This is a genomic window from Polaribacter reichenbachii, from assembly GCF_001975665.1.
In the GTDB taxonomy this organism is placed as follows: domain Bacteria; phylum Bacteroidota; class Bacteroidia; order Flavobacteriales; family Flavobacteriaceae; genus Polaribacter; species Polaribacter reichenbachii.
Map to the genome: position 1 here is coordinate 3,120,921 of NZ_CP019419.1, position 18,473 is coordinate 3,139,393.

Sequence of the window (18,473 nt, forward strand, 5' to 3'; positions counted from 1 at the left end):
AATTTAAAGATAATAAAAAATTTACTTTACTAAAGCCAATTGAATACGTTTTCTAACCACATCAACTTCTAAAACTTTTACAATTATTTGTTGTTGCAAAGCTACAATTGTATTTACATCTTTTACAAAAGTATCAGATAAATTAGAAACGTGAATTAAGCCACTTTCTTTGATGCCAACATCAACAAAACAACCAAAATTGGTAATATTGTTTACTATTCCTGGTAATAATTGACCAATTCTTAAATCAGAAATAGTTTTGATGTTTTTATCAAAAGAAAATACTTTTGCTGTAGCTCTAGGGTCTAAACCTGGTTTTTCTAATTCGCTAATAATGTCTTTTAAAGTAGGTAAACCAATGTTTTTAGTAATATAATGTTGCAAATTAATTTGTTTCAAAATTTCTTTATTACCAATAATTTCTGAAACATTTTTCTTTGCATCTTTGGCAATTTTATCAACTAAATGATAACTTTCAGGATGCACTGCTGAATCATCTAAAGGATTTTTGCCGTTTTTAATTCTTAAAAAACCAGCAGCTTGTTCATAAGCTTTTCCTCCTAATCTTGGTACTTTTTTAATTTCATTTCTTGATTTAAATGAACCATTTTCGTTTCTGTATTTTACAATATTTTCTGCCAATTTTGAGCCAATTCCTGACACATAACTTAATAGAGATTCACTTGCAGTATTTACGTTTACACCTACTGTATTTACACAACTTTCTACTGTAGTATCTAAAGATTTTTTGAGCTTTGTTTGATCTACATCATGCTGATATTGGCCAACTCCAATTGATTTTGCATCAATTTTAACCAATTCAGCCAAAGGATCTTGCAATCGTCTACCAATTGAAACTGAACCACGAACGGTTACATCGTAATTTGGGAACTCATCTCTGGCAATTTTTGATGCAGAATAGATAGAAGCACCAGCTTCACTTACCACAAAAACATCCACAGTATTTTTAAATTGAATTTTCTGAACTAATTGTTCTGTTTCTCTAGATGCTGTTCCATTACCAATAGCTATGGCTTCAATTTTATGCGCATCTACTAAAAAACTAATTTTTTTAATGGCTTCAATTTTTTGATTTTGAGGTTCGTGTGGAAATATAGTTTCATTATGTTCTAAATCACCTTGTGCATTTAAACAAACCACTTTACAACCAGATCTAAAACCAGGATCTATTGCCAACACTCTTTTTTCACCTAATGGCGATCCTAAAAGTAACTGTTTTAAGTTTTTAGCAAACACTAAAATGGCATTTTCATCTGCGTTTTCTTTGGCATTTGATAAAGCTTCATTAGATAAAGAAGGGAATAACAATCGTTTATAAGCGTCTTTTATAGCGATTTCAATTTGAGTTGCACATTCATTTTGAGAACGAATAATTCTGTTTTCAATTCTTTGCAATAATCGTTCTGAATCGACTTCGATTTTTATTCTGATAAAACCTTCGTTTTCAGCTCTTAAAATTGCCAATAATCTATGAGAAGGAATTCGATTTAGAGATTCGCTCCAATCAAAATAATCTTTAAATTTTTGTGCTTTGTCATCATCTTTTTTAGTTTTTATCACTTTAGATGAAATGCTTGCAAAACGTTCTAATTCTCTTCTGATGTTATTTCTGATATCTGTTCTTTCGTTAATCCATTCTGCAATAATAAAACGTGCACCTTCTAAAGCATCTTCTAGAGTATCAACATCATTTTTAATATATTTTGATGCTGTATATTCCAAATCATTTACACGTTGACTCATTATCATTTTAGCCAAAGGTTCTAAACCTTGTAAACGTGCTGTTTCTGCTTTGGTTTTACGCTTTTTCTTAAAAGGTAAATACAAATCTTCTAGCTCAATTAAATCTCTAGAATTAGTTATTTTTTGAGTAAGTTCTTGTGTTAAAACACTTTGCTCTTCTAATGCTTTTAAAATTGCTTTTTTACGCTTTTCTAAAGCTTCAAAGTTTTCTTTAAATTTTACAATTTCTCCAATTTGAACTTCATCTAAATTCCCTGTCATTTCCTTTCTGTATCTTGATATAAAAGGAATTGTAGCATCTTCATTTAAAAGAGAAATGGTATTTTCTACAGATTTTGATGAAAGTTGTGTTTGTTGAATGATATATTGGAATAATTGCATTTTAATTTGAGTTTAATCTAAAAAATAAACCTCATAAAAATGAATTTATGAGGATGTAAATATAGTTTTATTTTGTGTTTCTAGTTGAAAAACTTCTCGATACAATTTTCTTCCTTTGTCAGAAAATTACTCGAAGTGACATAACGTGATAATGTTTTAAGTTTGAGGATAAACAAACTCTAACTTCGAGTAAAACTCTTTATTTTAAAATTTTATATCGAGAAGTTTTTTAAGAAATTACTTTTTCAAAAGCCAGTCTTTTTGCGTTGTAACTTTTGTATATAATTCGGAAATATATCTAGCCTAATTTTCAAAACTTCTTGTTGATTACCATACTGTGAATTACCTCATATTTTTATTTTTAGATGAACAGAGTAGTTAATAATTATAGTTGTTTTCGAAATTTTAAATCGTTGATTTATCTACTTTAATTTTCTAATTATAGGACTAGGTAATTATACTTAATTTTAAGATTGGGTGTTAAAACTCTAAAATACAGGTAAGTATAATTCTAAATTTGTAATGTAATTAAAAAGAAATGTTCGATTAAGTAGCTACAATCATTTTCTTTTTAGATTATGGTGTAATCCGAAAAGCCAGTTTTAAATAGAGTAGGAGTTTTTAAATAAAAAAATTATGTCAACATTTAAAGTTAATATACCAGCAGGTCCATTATGGAATGATCAAGATGCAAATGAAAAAGCACCAAAAGTTGCAGCAGCACATCAAGGAAAATGGACGGGGCAATGGAATACAGTTGTAGAATCAGAAATGAGTGTGATTCAAGTAGAGTTACAAGTGAAAAATACAGGTACAGATAGTTTTGTTACAGACGTTCTTGCTGGACCATTATGGAGTAATGAGGATGCCAAAAAATTCGGACCAGCAATTGCTGCTTCTTATGGCGCTGAATTTACAGGGCAATGGAAAACAATTGTAGAAGGAAAAATGAGTGTTATTCAAATTAAGTACTCATTTTAACTACAAGGTAAGAATAGAAAGTGGTTTTATTTTTTAAGTGAAACCACTTTTTTAGTTAAGGCCGTATTTTTTTTAAAAGAATTGGTTTTAAATGTAAATTATAAAAGAACATTAATTTTTATCGAATGAAAAATAATATAAATATAGCAGCATATGGAGAAGGTATACTATATCCTCCCAATTTAGCTATGAATATGAAAGATATTCAAAATGCAGGTTGGACAAGTCTAATGGTTAGTTTATTTCAAGTAAGTTCGGCAGGAGATATAAGTTTTAATGGTATTACTTTAATATCTAAAGGAAAATATATAGGTGATGCAATTTGGCCTCAACAATTATTGGATTTAAAAAGTTCAGGAACAATAATTAGTTTATTAGCAACTTTTGGTGGATGGGATAGTGCCTTTCAAAATATTCAGAATATATATAATCAAAATGAGACCTTTAAAGGAACACAATTAGAAGCGAATTGTATCGTTTTTAGAAAGACATTCAAGGCATTTGATTTGATTGATATGGATGTAGAATACCCTAATGGAAAACCACAAAATGCCCAAGCCGCTTTTATTGCATTTTGTGAAATGTGGATAGAAGTTGGCTTTAATATTACTTTTTGTCCTTATGGAGATATTCCTTTTTGGACAAATTCTTTAGTTGCTATAGAAAGTAAATATCCAGGAGCTGTAAAATATTGGAATTTACAATGTTATGCTGGTGGCGCATATAATAACCCAGAAGTTTGGGCTAAAGCCATAATAAAAGCACTACCAACATTTAATACAGATGGTTATATTATGGCAAGCGATTGGTCTCGATTTTGGAATTCAGGAGCAGACGAGTGGCAGGGAGACTGTCCGAATGCAGTAAAATCATTGCTTTCTCAATTTAAAGGACAAAGTTGTATTAGTGGAGGGTTTATTTGGACAATTGATCAAATGATAAATTACTCAACAGATGAAAAAATACATCCTGATTCTGAAAGTTGTGGAAATGTTGCTATGATAGATTATGTAAATGCCATTAAAACAACTTTTGATACCTAATAAAAATTAAAATTTGAATATTTAAAAAGATTAATAACTGATTAAAGGAGAGTGGAAAAAGTTTTAATTCATACTATTTATTGAAAAAAGGAACTGTATTTTTTAATCGAAAAAAAATCCCGATGTTTTACTACGGGATTTCTTTTAAAAATATTATTTCGCGAAGTTTGTACTTAACTTAATTGCCTGTTAAACAAATGAAATATAGCTTTGTATTTAAGGTTGTTGATTTAATATATTAGCGTACATTAAAAATAGTTTTTATTTTAATTTTTATAGAAAAATCAATAACATAAAATTATAGTATTACTTTCTCAAAAGCCAGTCTTTTTGCATTATAACTTGTGTAAATAATTCCACAATATGAATAACCCAATTTTTTGATTAAAGACTGCATACCCAAATTATTTTCGTGCGTATCAATCTTTAAACTTTGTATGTTTTTATCTTTTAATTGCTGATGAAATTCAACAAACAAAAAAGTAGCCAAACCTAATTTTCTAAACTCTTTTTTTATAGCCATTCTATGAATTACGCCATAAACTTTATCTTCAGAAATAAGCCAATTACCATCAATTATTTTTTTGTAAGTTGGCTCTTTTCTTAAGGTAAACATTGAGGTAGCCATAATTGTTTCATCATCATTTACAACTACAAAACTTTCACCTTTTTTTATGTCGTTTTCAACTTGTGCCGCATTTGGATATCCATTTTGCCATTGATCAATGTTTTGAGAAGCTAAATACGCTTTTGCATCATTAATGATCGTTTCAATTTGCGGAATATCATCAAAAGTAGAAAGTCTGATTTTCATCAATTTTAAATTATATCATTTTAAAATCTAACAATAATTCACCATTTATAGAACATTGTAAATGATCTCCTTTAAAGATTTCACCTTTTCCTAAAGCTGGAGTTCCAGTAAAAATTAAATCTCCAGGTTGTAAAGTCATATATTCAGAAATAAACGCAATAATATCAGCAAAATCATTAATCATATAAGCAGTATTACTTTTCTGTTTTTCTTCACCGTTAATTTTTAAGTCGAAATTAATATCACCTAAATCATAATCGGTAACTGGTTTAAAACTAGAAATTGGTGCAGCACCATCAAAACCTTTAGCAAACTCCCAAGGATGTTTGGTTTCTCTTGCATTTTTAAGAATATCAGTAGCAGTATAATCGATACCCACAGCAATTTCTGAAATGTAAGAATTAGCCTCTTTTTTGCTAATGTTTTTACCTTCTTTACCAATTTTAACCACTAATTCTACTTCGTAAATTAATTCGTTGGTAATTTTACTTGGGTATTCAACATCGCAATTTACAGCCAATGCTGTTTCTGGTTTCGAAAAAATAAACTTTTTTCCTTTCTTTTTTTCTTCAATATCTTTTAAATCTGTAACGTAATTACTACCTATTCCTAAAATTTTCATTTGTGTTTTTGATTTTTTATTGTTTAGTAAAAGTAAAAAAATATCCACTAAAAAAAAGAATTCTTTAGTGGATTTATATAAAAATATGATCTAATTTTTAAGCAGTAACTTCTGCTTTAGTGGTCTTCTTTTTTGATGAAAATTCTACAACTTCTTGGTTGTTTAAAATATCTTCTATAGTTTGTCTTTTTCTAATTAAATAATCTTGCCCGTTAACTACCATAACTTCTGCAGGTAAATAACGAGAGTTGTAATTAGATGCCATAGAAAAACAGTAAGCGCCTGCATTATGAAAACATAAAACATCTTCTTCAGAAATTTCTGCAATTCTTCTGTTAGAAGCAAATGTATCTGTTTCACAAATATAACCTACAACAGAATAATAACGATCTCTACCTTTTGGATTTGAAATGTTTGTAATATGATGATAAGAATCGTACATCATTGGTCTTACTAAGTGGTTAAAACCAGAATCTACATGCGCAAAAACAGTTGAAGTAGTTTGTTTTACCACATTTACTTTTGCTAAAAATACTCCAGCTTCAGAAACTAAAAATTTACCAGGCTCAAACATTAAGGTAATGTCTTTACCATATTCTGTGCAAAATTCATTAAATCTTTCTGATAATTGAACACCTAATTGCTCAATATCTGTAGAAATGTCACCTTCTTTATAAGGTACTTTAAATCCGCTTCCAAAATCGATAAAATCGATATTCTCAAATTGACGAGCAACATCAAACAAAATATCAGAAGCGCGTAAAAAAGTATCAATATCTAGAATATCAGAACCTGTGTGCATATGAATTCCGTTAATATTCATACCTGTGTTTTCTACAACACGTTTAATGTGTGGTACTTGGTGAATAGAAATTCCGAATTTAGAATCGATATGACCTACAGAAATTTTAGAATTTCCACCAGCCATAATGTGTGGATTGATACGCACACAAACAGGAATTTCTGGATGTTTTTGACCAAATTGTTCTAAAATAGAAAGGTTATCAATATTAATTTGAACGCCTAATTTTGCAACTTCTTCAATCTCAGTTAAAGAAACTCCATTTGGTGTAAAAATAATATTGTGAGGTTCAATGCCAGTTGTTAAACATAATTGTACTTCTTGGTAAGAAACTGTGTCTAAACCAGAGCCTAAATTTTTAAAGAATTTTAAAATATTGATGTTTGAAAGTGCTTTAACAGCATAATTCAATTTTAAATTTTTAACACTGCTAAAAGCATTTGTTAATCTGTTGTATTGCGATTCTATTTTATCTGTATCGTAAACATATAAAGGACTTCCGTATTTATTTGCTAACGCTAAAAGTTGTGAGTTTTCCACTGTATTTTAATTTGATTTACGCATCAAAAGTAATTAAAATGTTGAGTATTTTATGTTTTGTTTAAAAATATAACATATTGTTTTTTTTTGTTATAATGCTCAACTTGTTTTAATATCTTTTGATTGATTTTCTTCAATGATTATTAGCCAAAAAAAAGTTGAAATCCTGTTAATAACTAATTGATTTTGCTATTTTATTTAAATGATGATAATGCTATATTGTCAAATACATCAAACCCAATCATAGTAAAGATTTTATGAGTCAAGAAACAAAATATACAGAAGATAATATCAGGTCTTTAGACTGGAAAGAACACATTAGAATGCGTCCAGGAATGTATATTGGTAAATTAGGTGATGGTTCTTCTGCAGACGATGGTATTTACATTTTAGTTAAAGAAGTTCTTGACAATTCTATTGACGAATATGTTATGGGAGCAGGGAAAACCATCGAAATTTCTATTCAAGGAAGTAAAGTTACAGTGCGTGATTATGGACGTGGAATTCCTTTAGGAAAGGTGGTTGATGTAGTTTCTAAAATGAATACTGGTGGTAAATACGACTCAAAAGCATTTAAAAAATCGGTAGGTTTAAATGGAGTTGGTACAAAAGCTGTAAATGCTTTATCATCATTTTTTAGGGTAGAATCTTCACGTGAAGGGAAATCAGCATCAGCAGAATTTAGCCAAGGGAATTTAGAAAACGAAGAATTTTTAGAAGAAAGTTCTCGTAGAAAAGGTACTAAAGTTTCTTTTATTCCTGATGATACCATTTTTAAAAACTACAAGTTCAGAAATGAATATGTAGCGAAAATGCTAAAGAATTATGTGTATTTAAACCCTGGATTAACCATCATTTTTAATGGAGAAAAATTCTTTTCTAAAAACGGTTTAAAGGATTTGTTAGAGGATAATAACAACACCGAAGATATGTTGTATCCTATTATCCATTTAAAAGGCGATGATATAGAAGTTGCGATTACGCATAGTAAAACTCAGTATTCAGAAGAATATTATTCATTTGTAAACGGTCAACATACCACACAAGGTGGTACGCATCAATCTGCTTTTAGAGAAGCAATTGTTAAAACCATTCGTGATTTTTTTGGTAAAAATTTCGAGGCTTCAGATGTTCGTAAATCAGTAATTGCTGCAATTGCTATTAAAGTGATGGAACCTGTTTTTGAAAGTCAGACCAAAACAAAATTAGGTTCTACAGAAATGGGAGGTGAGTTGCCTACAGTAAGAACCTATATCAACGATTTTGTAAAGACCAAATTAGATAACTTTTTACACAGAAATACCGAAATTGCAGATAAGCTTCAAAAGAAAATATTACAAGCAGAAAAAGAACGAAAAGAACTTTCTGGAATTCGAAAATTAGCTAGAGATAGAGCTAAAAAAGCTAGTTTACATAATAAGAAATTACGTGATTGTAGAATTCATTTAGGAGATATTAAAAAGGAAAATTACTTAGAAACTACTTTGTTTATAACTGAGGGAGATTCTGCTTCTGGTTCTATTACAAAATCTAGAAATGTAAATACACAAGCTGTTTTTAGTTTAAAAGGGAAACCTTTAAACTCTTACGGATTAAGTAAGAAAATTGTGTATGAAAATGAGGAGTTTAATCTTTTACAAGCCGCTTTAAATATAGAAGATGGTTTAGAAGATTTAAGATATAATAATATTGTAATTGCTACTGATGCTGATGTTGATGGTATGCACATTCGTTTGTTATTGATTACTTTTTTCCTCCAATTTTTCCCAGAATTGATAAAAGAAGGACATTTATATATTTTAGAAACACCTTTATTTAGAGTTAGAAATAAGAAACAAACGTTTTATTGTTATTCTGATGAAGAAAAGAGAGAAGCAATAGAAAAATTAAGAGGTAAACCAGAAATAACTCGATTTAAAGGTTTGGGAGAGATTTCACCAAATGAATTTGTTCATTTTATTGGTGATGATATTCGTTTAGATCCAGTAATGTTAGACAAAGAAATGTCTATTGAGCAAATGTTGCAATTTTATATGGGTAAAAATACACCTGATAGACAGAAGTTTATCATTCAGAATTTAAAAGTTGAACTGGATTACGTAGAAGAAGAAGTTTAAGATGAGTGAAGAAATTAACGAGCACGAAAACGAGCACGAAGAAGAATTAACAAATGAAGGAGAACAATTAGATTCCCCTCAAGAAGAAACCATTACCAAAGTTACAGGAATGTACAAAGAATGGTTTTTAGATTATGCTTCGTATGTAATTTTAGAAAGAGCAGTACCATCTTTAGAAGACGGATTAAAACCTGTGCAGCGTAGAATTATGCATTCTATGAAAGATTTAGATGATGGACGTTATAATAAAGTAGCCAATATTGTTGGGCATACAATGCAATATCATCCTCATGGAGATGCTTCTATTGCAGATGCTATGGTTCAAATTGGTCAGAAAGAATTGCTGATAGATATGCAAGGAAACTGGGGTAATATCTTAACAGGAGATAGAGCTGCAGCATCTAGATATATTGAGGCACGTTTGTCTAAATTTGCTTTAGAAGTTGTTTTTAATCCGAAGACAACTGAATGGAAATTGTCTTACGATGGTCGTAGAAAAGAACCAATTGATTTACCTGTAAAATTCCCTTTATTACTAGCTCAAGGAGCAGAGGGAATTGCAGTAGGTTTATCAACAAAAATATTACCACACAATTTTAATGAACTCATTGATGCTTCTATTAAATACTTAAAAGGAAGAAGTTTTAAAATTGTGCCAGATTTTTTAACAGGAGGAATTGCCGATTTTTCGAATTATAATGATGGAAAAAGAGGAGGAAAGGTAAGAGTAAGAGCTAAAATTTCTCAGCTTGATAAAAAAACGTTGGTCATTAATGAAATTCCGTTTTCTACAACAACATCTTCTTTAATCGATAGTATTTTAAAAGCCAATGATAAAGGTAAAATCAAGATTAAAAAGATTGAAGATAACACTGCTGCAGAAGTAGAAATTTTGGTGCATTTACCACCAAATGTATCACCAGATAAATCTATTGATGCTTTGTATGCTTTTACTAATTGCGAAACATCAATATCGCCTTTAGCGTGTACAATTGAGAATAATACGCCTGTTTTTACTGGAGTTTCTGATATGCTAAAACATTCTACAGATTTAACTGTAGAATTGTTAAAACGTGAATTAGAAATTCAACTAAACGAATTAGAAGAACAATGGCACTTTTCATCCTTAGAAAGAATTTTTATAGAAAATAGAATTTATAGGGATATTGAAGAAGAAGAAACTTGGGAAGGTGTAATTGAAGCGATTGATAAAGGCTTGCAACCGCACATTGCTCATCTAAAAAGAGCGATTACAGAAGAAGATATTGTTCGTTTAACAGAAATCAGAATTAAGAAAATATCAAAATTTGATATTGACAAAGCTAAGCAGCATATAGAGAGTTTAGAAGAAAAAATTGCAGGTGTAAAACATCATTTAGATAACCTAATTGATTATGCAATTGACTATTTTAAAAATTTAAAAGAAAAATACGGAAAAGGTAAAGAGCGTAAAACTGAAATCAGAATTTTTGATGATATAGTTGCATCAAAAGTAGCAATGAAAAATGCCAAATTGTATGTAAATAGAGAAGAAGGTTTTATTGGTACTTCTTTAAAAAGAGACGAATTTGTAGCTGATTGTTCTGATATTGATGATATTATCGTTTTTAGAAGAGATGGTAAAATGATGGTTACTAAAATCGATTCTAAAACCTTTGTAGGTAAGGATATCATTCATATTGCTGTCTTTAAAAAGAAAGACAAACGTACGGTTTATAATTTTATGTATAAAGATGGTGCAAGAGGTCCTAGTTATATGAAACGTTTTGCAGTAACTGCTGTAACTCGTGATAAAGAATACGATTTAACCAATGGTAGCAAAGGCTCTAAAGTTTTGTACTTTTCTGCAAACCCAAATGGAGAAGCAGAAGTGGTTACTATAAATTTAAGAGCAGTTGGTAGTATTAAAAAACTAAAATGGGATATTGATTTTGCTGATTTAGCAGTAAAAGGCAGAAGTGTTCGTGGTAATACAATTACCAAGTTTGCCATTAAAAGTATCGATTTTAAATCAGCAGGTGTATCTACTTTAAAACCTCGTAAAATTTGGTTCGATGAAACTGTACAACGTTTAAATGTTGATGAAAGAGGAGATTTATTAGGCGAATTTAGAGCAGAAGATAAATTGCTAATTGTATCACAAAGTGGAAAAGCAAAAGCTGTAAAACCAGATTTAGCAATGCATTTTGAAGATGATATGATTGTTTTAGAAAAATGGAAACCAAGTAAACCAATTTCTGCCATTTATTTTGATGGCGAAAAAGCAAAATATTACGTAAAACGTTTCTTGATTGAAACTCCAGAAAAAGAAGAACTTTTTATTTCTGAACATCCTAAATCTAAATTAGAAATTGTTGCTACAGATTATAGACCTATTGCAGAAGTGCAATATTCTAAAAGGAGTTTAGAAAATGAAGAAGTTAATTTTGAAGAATTTATTGCAGTAAAAGGCATAAAAGCATTAGGAAATCAATTAACAACTGAGCGAATTAAAAATGTGAATTTGTTAGAATCGCTTCCTTATGAAGAACCAGAAGAAGAAAGTGTAGAAGAGGTAGAGGTAATTGAAGAAGAAGTAATTGAAGAAACTTTACCTTTAGAAGTACCCATAGTAGAAAAACCTGTTGTTCTTGATACTTCTGAGAAAGAAGATAAAAAGAAAGCACTTTTAAAGAAAGCAATTCAAAAGAAAAAAGATAATTCTGATGACGAGAATCAACAGAGTTTGTTTTAAAAAAAATCAGCTATGAAAAAAATCGGATTAATAGGAGGTATAACTCCAGAATCTACCATTTTATATTATCGAATTTTAAATGAATTAAATTCGAATGCTTTAGGTAAACCACATTCTGCCGATGTTGTAATCAATTCTTTTGATTTTGGTGAGATAGCAAATCTACAGAAACAAAATAGATGGGATTTGTTAGATGAAAAAATGGCAAATACTGGAAGAAATTTAGAAAAAGCAGGTGCAACCTGTATCTTAATTTGTGCAAACACTATGCATTTATGTATAGATGCTGTTCGTAAAGCAGTAAAAATTCCTGTTATTCATATTGCAGAAGCAACATCAAAAAAAATTATAGAAAAAAAGTTAAAAAAAGTAATTTTATTAGGTACAAAATATACAATGGAAAAAGATTTTTTTGTTGATATTTTAACTTCATTTGGTATTGAAGCTATAATCCCTGATTTAGAGGATAGAAATTTAATTCATAACGTAATTTATAATGAATTGGCAGATGGTGTAATTAAGCAAACATCAAAAGAGGATTACCTTAAAATTATAAATAAATTATTAGAAAATGGAGCAGAAGGTGTAATTTTAGGTTGTACAGAAATTCCGTTGTTAATAAAACAAGAAGACGTTTCTGTGCCTGTTTTTGATACCACTAAAATACACGCTACAGCTGCCTTTAATTTTTCGGATATTTTAAGAAAACAACAACAAGAGCAGCAACAGCAATAGTTTTAGTATATTTGGTTAATATGCTTATTAAAAGTATTTAATTAAATTAATCGAATTTGCAAACCAACTTAAAGTTTTTTATTTTTTTACTATTCATATCGAGTAGTGTCTTTTCTCAGAATGAGGTTTACTATTTTAAAGATTTTGATAATAGTTTAACAGAAAAAACTATTATTTTAAAAGAATTTAAACCAATTGAGAAATTAATTTTAGAACCACATTCAGAGGCTTCTTTTTGGTTTAAAATTCCTAAATCTGAAGCAAAAGAAGCGTATATTTTTAAAGTTAAGACTCATAGAATTAAGCACTCTAAGGCTTTTCAAAACTTTAAAGAAGTTAAATCTTTAAAAAAAGAACGGTTTTTAGCATATAAATTTAAGAGAAACGAAGATGTATATGTTAAGTTAAATTCAGACTTTGTTTCTTATTTTCCTTTTGAATTAGATAAAGAAGTAGATTCCAATTTTAGAGAAAAATTGATTATAACACTTAACGGATTTTTTTACGGATTTATTTTTTTAATTATAATCTACTCTCTATTATATTACTCTTTCTTTGAAGATAAAACATTTTTGTACTATGCATTATTTTTATCTAGTATTAATTTAATGTTTTTTTTATTAGACGGAACACTTATTTTATTTGGTTTAGATTATAGTTATATCAACCTCTTAATTTTATTAAATTATATTTTAATTTCATTTTATTCTTCTAAGTTTGTTGATTGTTTTCTGAACTTAGATGAGGTTTACCCTAAACTTAAATATTATACTTATACTTTGGGTAGTCTTATTATTGCATTTGTAATAATTTTCTATTTTAATAATAGCCATAACATATTTATTGTATTAAATGTGTTGGTATTTTTATTGTTACTTACTTATTGGTTAAGTGCGCTAGTGTTATTCAATAAAAATAACTTTACAAAGTTATTTGTCCTCGGGTTTGCTATATTATTGTTTTCGGGCTTAGATTCTTTTGTTTTTAGAAATTTAGGAATTTCTATTTTTTCTACTGATGGTTTTAATATAAAACTAGGTGGTATTATACAAATTATAATATTTGGATTTGCTATTTTGTTTAGAGAAAAGCAACTTAGGAAAAAAAATACTTTTATGAAAAAAGAGATTAGAAAATTCTCTAATAAAATAAAAACTAAAAACACCAAAATCGATGCTAAATTAAATAAAGAAAAATTACAATCTTTAAGTGTTAGAGAAAGAGAGATTTTCGATTTAATTTTAAAAGGGAAATCGAATAAAGAAATTTCTACAAAAGCAAATGTATCTATTAATACAGTAAAATTTCATGTTAAAAATATATATGACAAATTACATATAAAAAGCAGGAAAGAAGCTTTAAATTTACCTAAATAGTTGCTTTTTTGTTAAAAATTTAAAGTATACTACCCAAATACTACCTAAATACTACCTGATTTTAGACGCTATTTTTTAAAATTAATACTTAATTTAGTGTGTCTTAAAAAAGTATATATTTAATATCCCCTGTTTATATAGATAAAACCTCAGATTTTTTAAAATCTGGGGTTTTACATTTAAAACATCTTTTCAAAAAATGTTAATTTGTAGTTTAAAAGTAATTCAGGATTTGTAATTTTTATAATATCTTTTAAAACTAAATCTGGTCTTGTTGGTGCCAATTCATAATATATTACTCCACCAGTCTTTCCTTTTTTTGTTGATGGCGTAAAAATATTACCCATTTTAAAAGCAGTAAATTTTGAGTATAATTCATTGCTGCTTAGTAATTGTTCTTTGGATGTAAAGTAACCAGGAGCAATCCAAAATTCTGCATCTGCACCCTTATCAAAAACACTCTCAAAACTTAAAGATAAACTTCCTGTACCTTTTGATGTTTGCCATAAATAATTGCAGTTTGCATCTTTTAAGTACTGAGCCACAAAACTATCTCCAGCAGGTAAATTCCAAATGTCTTTACTCATTATAGCACCAGATAAAATTGTAGGTTTTTTAGTCGATTTTAAAGCAATTTGTTTTGCTTCATTATAATTGACTTCTATTACTTTAAAAATACTATCTGCTTGTTGTTCTTTATCAAATAAAACACCAAAAAATTTAATCCATTCTGCTCTTCCTAAAGGGGTTTCTTCTAACCAATCTCCATTGTAAATAACATTAATTCCTGCTTTTTTTATAGTTGTTAAAGATTTATCAGCAGAAGAAACACTATAGCCAACCACTAATTCTGGCTGTAAATCCAATAGGATTTCAGTATTTAACGAACTTTCTTTACCAATTTCTTGTATTTTTCCAGCATCAATTAAGTTTCTTGTTTTTTCTGATGAAACATATTTAGAATAAGGAAAACCAACAATAGCTGTTTCTTCATTTAACAATTCAACCATTGGTATATGAGTTGTAGATGTAACAACGATTTGCTGAATAGGAGTAAAGATGGTATTTTCTACTTTGGAGTTTTTATCACCTTTTGTTTTAATAGTGTACTCTGCAACTTCATTAGAACCTTTATAAGCTGATTTTATAATTAGCTTTTTAGTTCCATGATCATTAATAATATCAAAACCTTTAGCATATTTTATGTCGCTTTTCGATTTTATAACAACTTTTGTAGCTTCTTTTTTACAAGAAATTATAACTAATAATATCAAAAAAAAGAACGCTTTTATAAAACGCTCTTTTTTAATTATTTCTCTTTTTAAAATCATTTTTTCTAAAATTTTCTAATAATATATTAAGAATAAACTTGATTTTCTTGTTCTTGCACTCTAATAAAAGTGGTTCTTTTGGTCAATTCTTTTAATCTTTTAGCACCAACGTAAGTACAAGTAGATCTTATTCCGCCTAAAATATCAATAACCGTATTTTCTACATCCCCTTTAAAAGGGACTTCTACAGTTTTGCCTTCAGAAGCTCTATAGTTGGCAACACCTCCAGCATGTTTATTCATAGCAGTTTCTGAGCTCATACCGTAAAAAGCTTTGAATTTTTCGCCATTTTTTTCTATCAAATCTCCACCACTTTCTGTATGCCCAGAAAACATACCACCCAACATTACAAAATCTGCACTACCACCAAAAGCTTTAGCAACATCACCAGGAATTTTACAACCACCATCAGAAATAATTTGTCCTCCCATTCCATGAGCAGCATCAGCACATTCAATGATAGCAGATAACTGTGGATAACCAACACCAGTTTTAACACGTGTTGTACAAACTGAACCAGGTCCAATACCAACTTTTACAATATCTGCGCCAGATAAAAGTAATTCTTCAACCATTTCACCAGTAACTACATTACCTGCAATAATTATTTTATTCGGATGGTTTTTACGCATTTTTTGAACAAAATTCACAAAATGTTCAGAATATCCGTTAGCAACATCAATACAAATAAAGTTTATTTGAGGAAACTCGTCTAAAATCATTTTTACTTTTTCAGAATCGTCTTTTCCTGTACCTGTACTAACAGCAATATTTTTTAAGATTTCTTCGGATGAATTCGATGCAAAATCACGCCATTCGTCTAAAGAATAATGTTTATGTACAGCTGTAAATAATTTGTGTTTTGCCAATTCTGTTGCCATTTCAAAGGTGCCAACAGTATCCATATTTGCAGCCATTATAGGTATTCCTTTCCAAACTACATCACTATGTAAAAACTTAAATTCTCTTTCTAAAGTAACTTGTGATCGCGATTTTAATGTAGATCGTTTAGGGCGAATCATAACATCTTTAAATCCTAATTTTAAATCATTTTCAATTCTCATATATCAGATTATTATTAAAGTTTAAAGATATAAAAATACAAAACGATTTTATTAGATTCTTGATAAGAATACTTATACATTTGCAAAGATTTTGGTTTTGATGTAAGATTTGTTTTGCATTAAATTAAAAGGGAATCTGGTTTAAAGCCAGAACTGTACCCGCAACTGTAAGTTTATGCTGATTTTTTATCAGCACCTTTTTAAAAGGATGTTATTAATTCTTATGCCACTGACATTTTAAGTTGGGAAGGTCTAATAACATAGAAACGAGTCAGGAGACCTGCCTTAATCATAATTTTAATTTAATCTTCGGGATAAAGATTTGATAAAAATATGAAGTTAAAACAGAGTTTGTTTGTTGTTTTTTGGTTTTTTGTTGCTTGTAATTTACAGGCTCAAAAAGATACGATTGCTATAAAACTAGATGCTTTTTCACTATCAATATTAAAAGTGAAAGATTTTTCTAAAGGTTATAGTCGTATTTTAATTTCTGATAGTTTAGCAATTAAAAATATTAAATCGTTAACAGATGTTTTACGATTTAATTCGTTTATTTATTTTAAAGAGAATGGTTTAGGTATGGTTTCTTCACCATCTTTTAGAGGTACAAACGCTTCTCAAACAGCTGTTATTTGGAACGGAATAAACATTAATTCTCAATTAAATGGACAGACAGATTTTAATATAGTTTCTGCAAATTCTTACGATAATGTTGTAGTTAGAAGTGGAGGAGGAAGTGTTTTGTATGGAAGTGGTGCTATTGGTGGTACAGTTCATTTAAGCAATACAATTACTTTTAAAAAAGAAACTAAAAACAACCTTCTTTTAAAATATGGGAGTTTTAATACACAACATTTAAGTTACGATTTTGTAAAGTCTGATGAAAAAATGTACTTAAATATTGGTTTGGGTTATAATGCTTCTAATAACGATTTTAAATATTTGAATTCTAATTTAAAGAATGATAATGGAGCTTTTTACAATTACAATTTTGATGTAAATTATGGTTATAAAATTGATGCTAAAAATCAGCTAAAGTTTTACAATTCTTCTTTCTTTTCTAAAAGAGATTTGTCTAGAACTTTAAATGCACCTTCTAACGATTCTTATAAAGATATAAGTTTAAAAAACTTGTTAGAATGGAGTCATTTTTTATCAGCAAAAGAAAACATAACAACAAGAGTCGCTTACCTTTTTGATGAGTTTAAATATTATGATAACAAAGAAAATTTAGATAACTTTTCTATTGGTAGTACCAAAATAAAAATTGCACAAGTAGATTATAATAATGCTATTTCTAGAAAAGTAAAAATAAATGGAATTCTTGGTTTTGAAACGGCAAAAGCAGAAGGGACAAGCTTTTTTACACATCAAAGAAATATTATTTCGTCAGTTTTTTCTTTAAATCATCAGCTTACAAACAGTTTAAGTTATGGTATTCAGTTTAGAAAAGAGTTTCAAAAAGATTTTGATGCTCCCTTTTTATATTCTTTAGGTGTAGAGCAGAAAATCAATAAAAATTATACGTTATCTTTTAATACTTCAAAGAATTTTAGAATACCTACTTTTAATGATTTGTATTGGAATCCTGGAGGAAATCTTGATTTAAAATCAGAAAACTCTTATCAATTTGAAATAGGAAATGCCATTAATTTTAAGAAATTTCAATTTCAGTTAAACGGATTTTTTATAAAATCTAAAGATTTAATTCAATGGATACCAAATGATTCAGGTGTTTGGAGTCCTGTAAATGTAAATGAAACAAAAAATATAGGTTTAGAGTTTTCTGCAAACTATAAAACATCTTTCAGAAATCATTCTTTAGTAATAAATGCGAATTATTCTTATACAAGCGCAAAAGATTTAGAAACGAATACTCAATTAATTTATGTGCCAAAAAATAGAGCAAATTTTCTGGTAGATTATAATTATAAAAACTTTAATGTTTATTATCAATCTTTAATAAATGATGAAGTAACTTTTTTGATTGATACAATTCCTGCTTATTCAGTTTCTAATGTTGGATTTAATTATCAATTATCAGCCGTAAAAAATAAACCAAATATTGGGTTTAAAATAAATAATTTATACAATTCTTTTTATCAAAATACTTTAAGCAGGCCAATGCCTGGAGTCAATTTTCAATTAACAACAAATTTAAATTTTTAA

13 protein-coding genes and 1 riboswitch are annotated in these 18,473 nt (G+C 28.6%); of the genes, 7 read left to right on the forward strand and 6 right to left on the reverse strand.

Going from position 1 to position 18,473, the window contains the following annotated elements; genetic code table 11:
* Positions 1–21: 21 nt before the first annotated feature.
* Complete coding sequence (locus BW723_RS13290) at positions 22–2,145, reverse strand: Tex family protein (RefSeq protein WP_076686402.1); 2,124 nt, start codon at positions 2,143–2,145, stop codon at positions 22–24.
* 636 nt (positions 2,146–2,781) lie between these two features.
* Here BW723_RS13290 and BW723_RS13295 point away from each other — a divergent pair.
* Positions 2,782–3,126, forward strand: coding sequence for a mannan-binding lectin (locus BW723_RS13295; protein WP_068360132.1), 345 nt, complete (start codon positions 2,782–2,784; stop codon positions 3,124–3,126).
* Between the two features lie 125 nt (positions 3,127–3,251).
* Positions 3,252–4,169, forward strand: coding sequence for a glycosyl hydrolase family 18 protein (locus BW723_RS13300; RefSeq protein WP_068360130.1), 918 nt, complete (start codon positions 3,252–3,254; stop codon positions 4,167–4,169).
* Between the two features lie 298 nt (positions 4,170–4,467).
* Here BW723_RS13300 and BW723_RS13305 read toward each other — a convergent pair whose 3' ends face one another.
* The 3 genes from BW723_RS13305 to lysA form a co-directional block, all read right to left on the reverse strand.
* Complete coding sequence (locus BW723_RS13305) at positions 4,468–4,983, reverse strand: GNAT family N-acetyltransferase (protein WP_068360128.1); 516 nt, start codon at positions 4,981–4,983, stop codon at positions 4,468–4,470.
* 10 nt (positions 4,984–4,993) lie between these two features.
* Entirely contained in the window at positions 4,994–5,605 is a 612-nt protein-coding gene (locus BW723_RS13310; RefSeq protein WP_068360144.1) for a fumarylacetoacetate hydrolase family protein, read from the reverse strand.
* A 97-nt stretch (positions 5,606–5,702) separates the two neighbouring features.
* The gene (gene lysA / locus BW723_RS13315) at positions 5,703–6,947 is read right to left on the reverse strand and encodes a diaminopimelate decarboxylase (protein WP_068360126.1); all 1,245 of its coding nucleotides are present in this window, start codon (positions 6,945–6,947) and stop codon (positions 5,703–5,705) included.
* A 257-nt stretch (positions 6,948–7,204) separates the two neighbouring features.
* Here lysA and BW723_RS13320 point away from each other — a divergent pair, with 257 nt between their 5' ends.
* The 4 genes from BW723_RS13320 to BW723_RS13335 are packed head-to-tail and all read left to right on the forward strand — an operon-like array spanning position 7,205 to position 13,909.
* Positions 7,205–9,064 carry a DNA topoisomerase IV subunit B gene (locus tag BW723_RS13320; RefSeq protein WP_068360125.1) on the forward strand — a complete coding sequence of 620 codons (1,860 nt, stop codon included), beginning with the start codon at positions 7,205–7,207 and terminating at the stop codon, positions 9,062–9,064.
* A gap of 1 nt (position 9,065) precedes the next feature.
* The gene (locus BW723_RS13325) at positions 9,066–11,798 is read left to right on the forward strand and encodes a DNA gyrase/topoisomerase IV subunit A (RefSeq protein ID WP_068360124.1); all 2,733 of its coding nucleotides are present in this window, start codon (positions 9,066–9,068) and stop codon (positions 11,796–11,798) included.
* Positions 11,799–11,810: 12 nt separating this feature from the next.
* Positions 11,811–12,533, forward strand: a complete 723-nt coding sequence (locus BW723_RS13330) for an aspartate/glutamate racemase family protein (RefSeq protein WP_068360123.1) — start codon at positions 11,811–11,813, stop codon at positions 12,531–12,533.
* Positions 12,534–12,589: 56 nt separating this feature from the next.
* The gene (locus BW723_RS13335; protein WP_068360121.1) at positions 12,590–13,909 is read left to right on the forward strand and encodes a LuxR C-terminal-related transcriptional regulator; all 1,320 of its coding nucleotides are present in this window, start codon (positions 12,590–12,592) and stop codon (positions 13,907–13,909) included.
* Positions 13,910–14,088: 179 nt separating this feature from the next.
* Here the strand turns inward: BW723_RS13335 and BW723_RS13340 are convergent, their stop codons facing one another.
* Positions 14,089–15,240 carry an ABC transporter substrate-binding protein gene (locus BW723_RS13340; protein ID WP_068360120.1) on the reverse strand — a complete coding sequence of 384 codons (1,152 nt, stop codon included), beginning with the start codon at positions 15,238–15,240 and terminating at the stop codon, positions 14,089–14,091.
* Between the two features lie 26 nt (positions 15,241–15,266).
* Positions 15,267–16,304 (reverse strand): GMP reductase, encoded by a 1,038-nt coding sequence (gene guaC / locus BW723_RS13345; protein WP_068360116.1) that lies wholly within the window; start codon positions 16,302–16,304, stop codon positions 15,267–15,269.
* Positions 16,305–16,379: 75 nt separating this feature from the next.
* A riboswitch (cobalamin riboswitch) is annotated at positions 16,380–16,606 on the forward strand.
* A gap of 31 nt (positions 16,607–16,637) precedes the next feature.
* Here guaC and BW723_RS13350 point away from each other — a divergent pair.
* On the forward strand, positions 16,638–18,473 hold the full coding sequence (locus tag BW723_RS13350; RefSeq protein WP_068360113.1) for a TonB-dependent receptor plug domain-containing protein: 1,836 nt from the start codon (positions 16,638–16,640) through the stop codon (positions 18,471–18,473).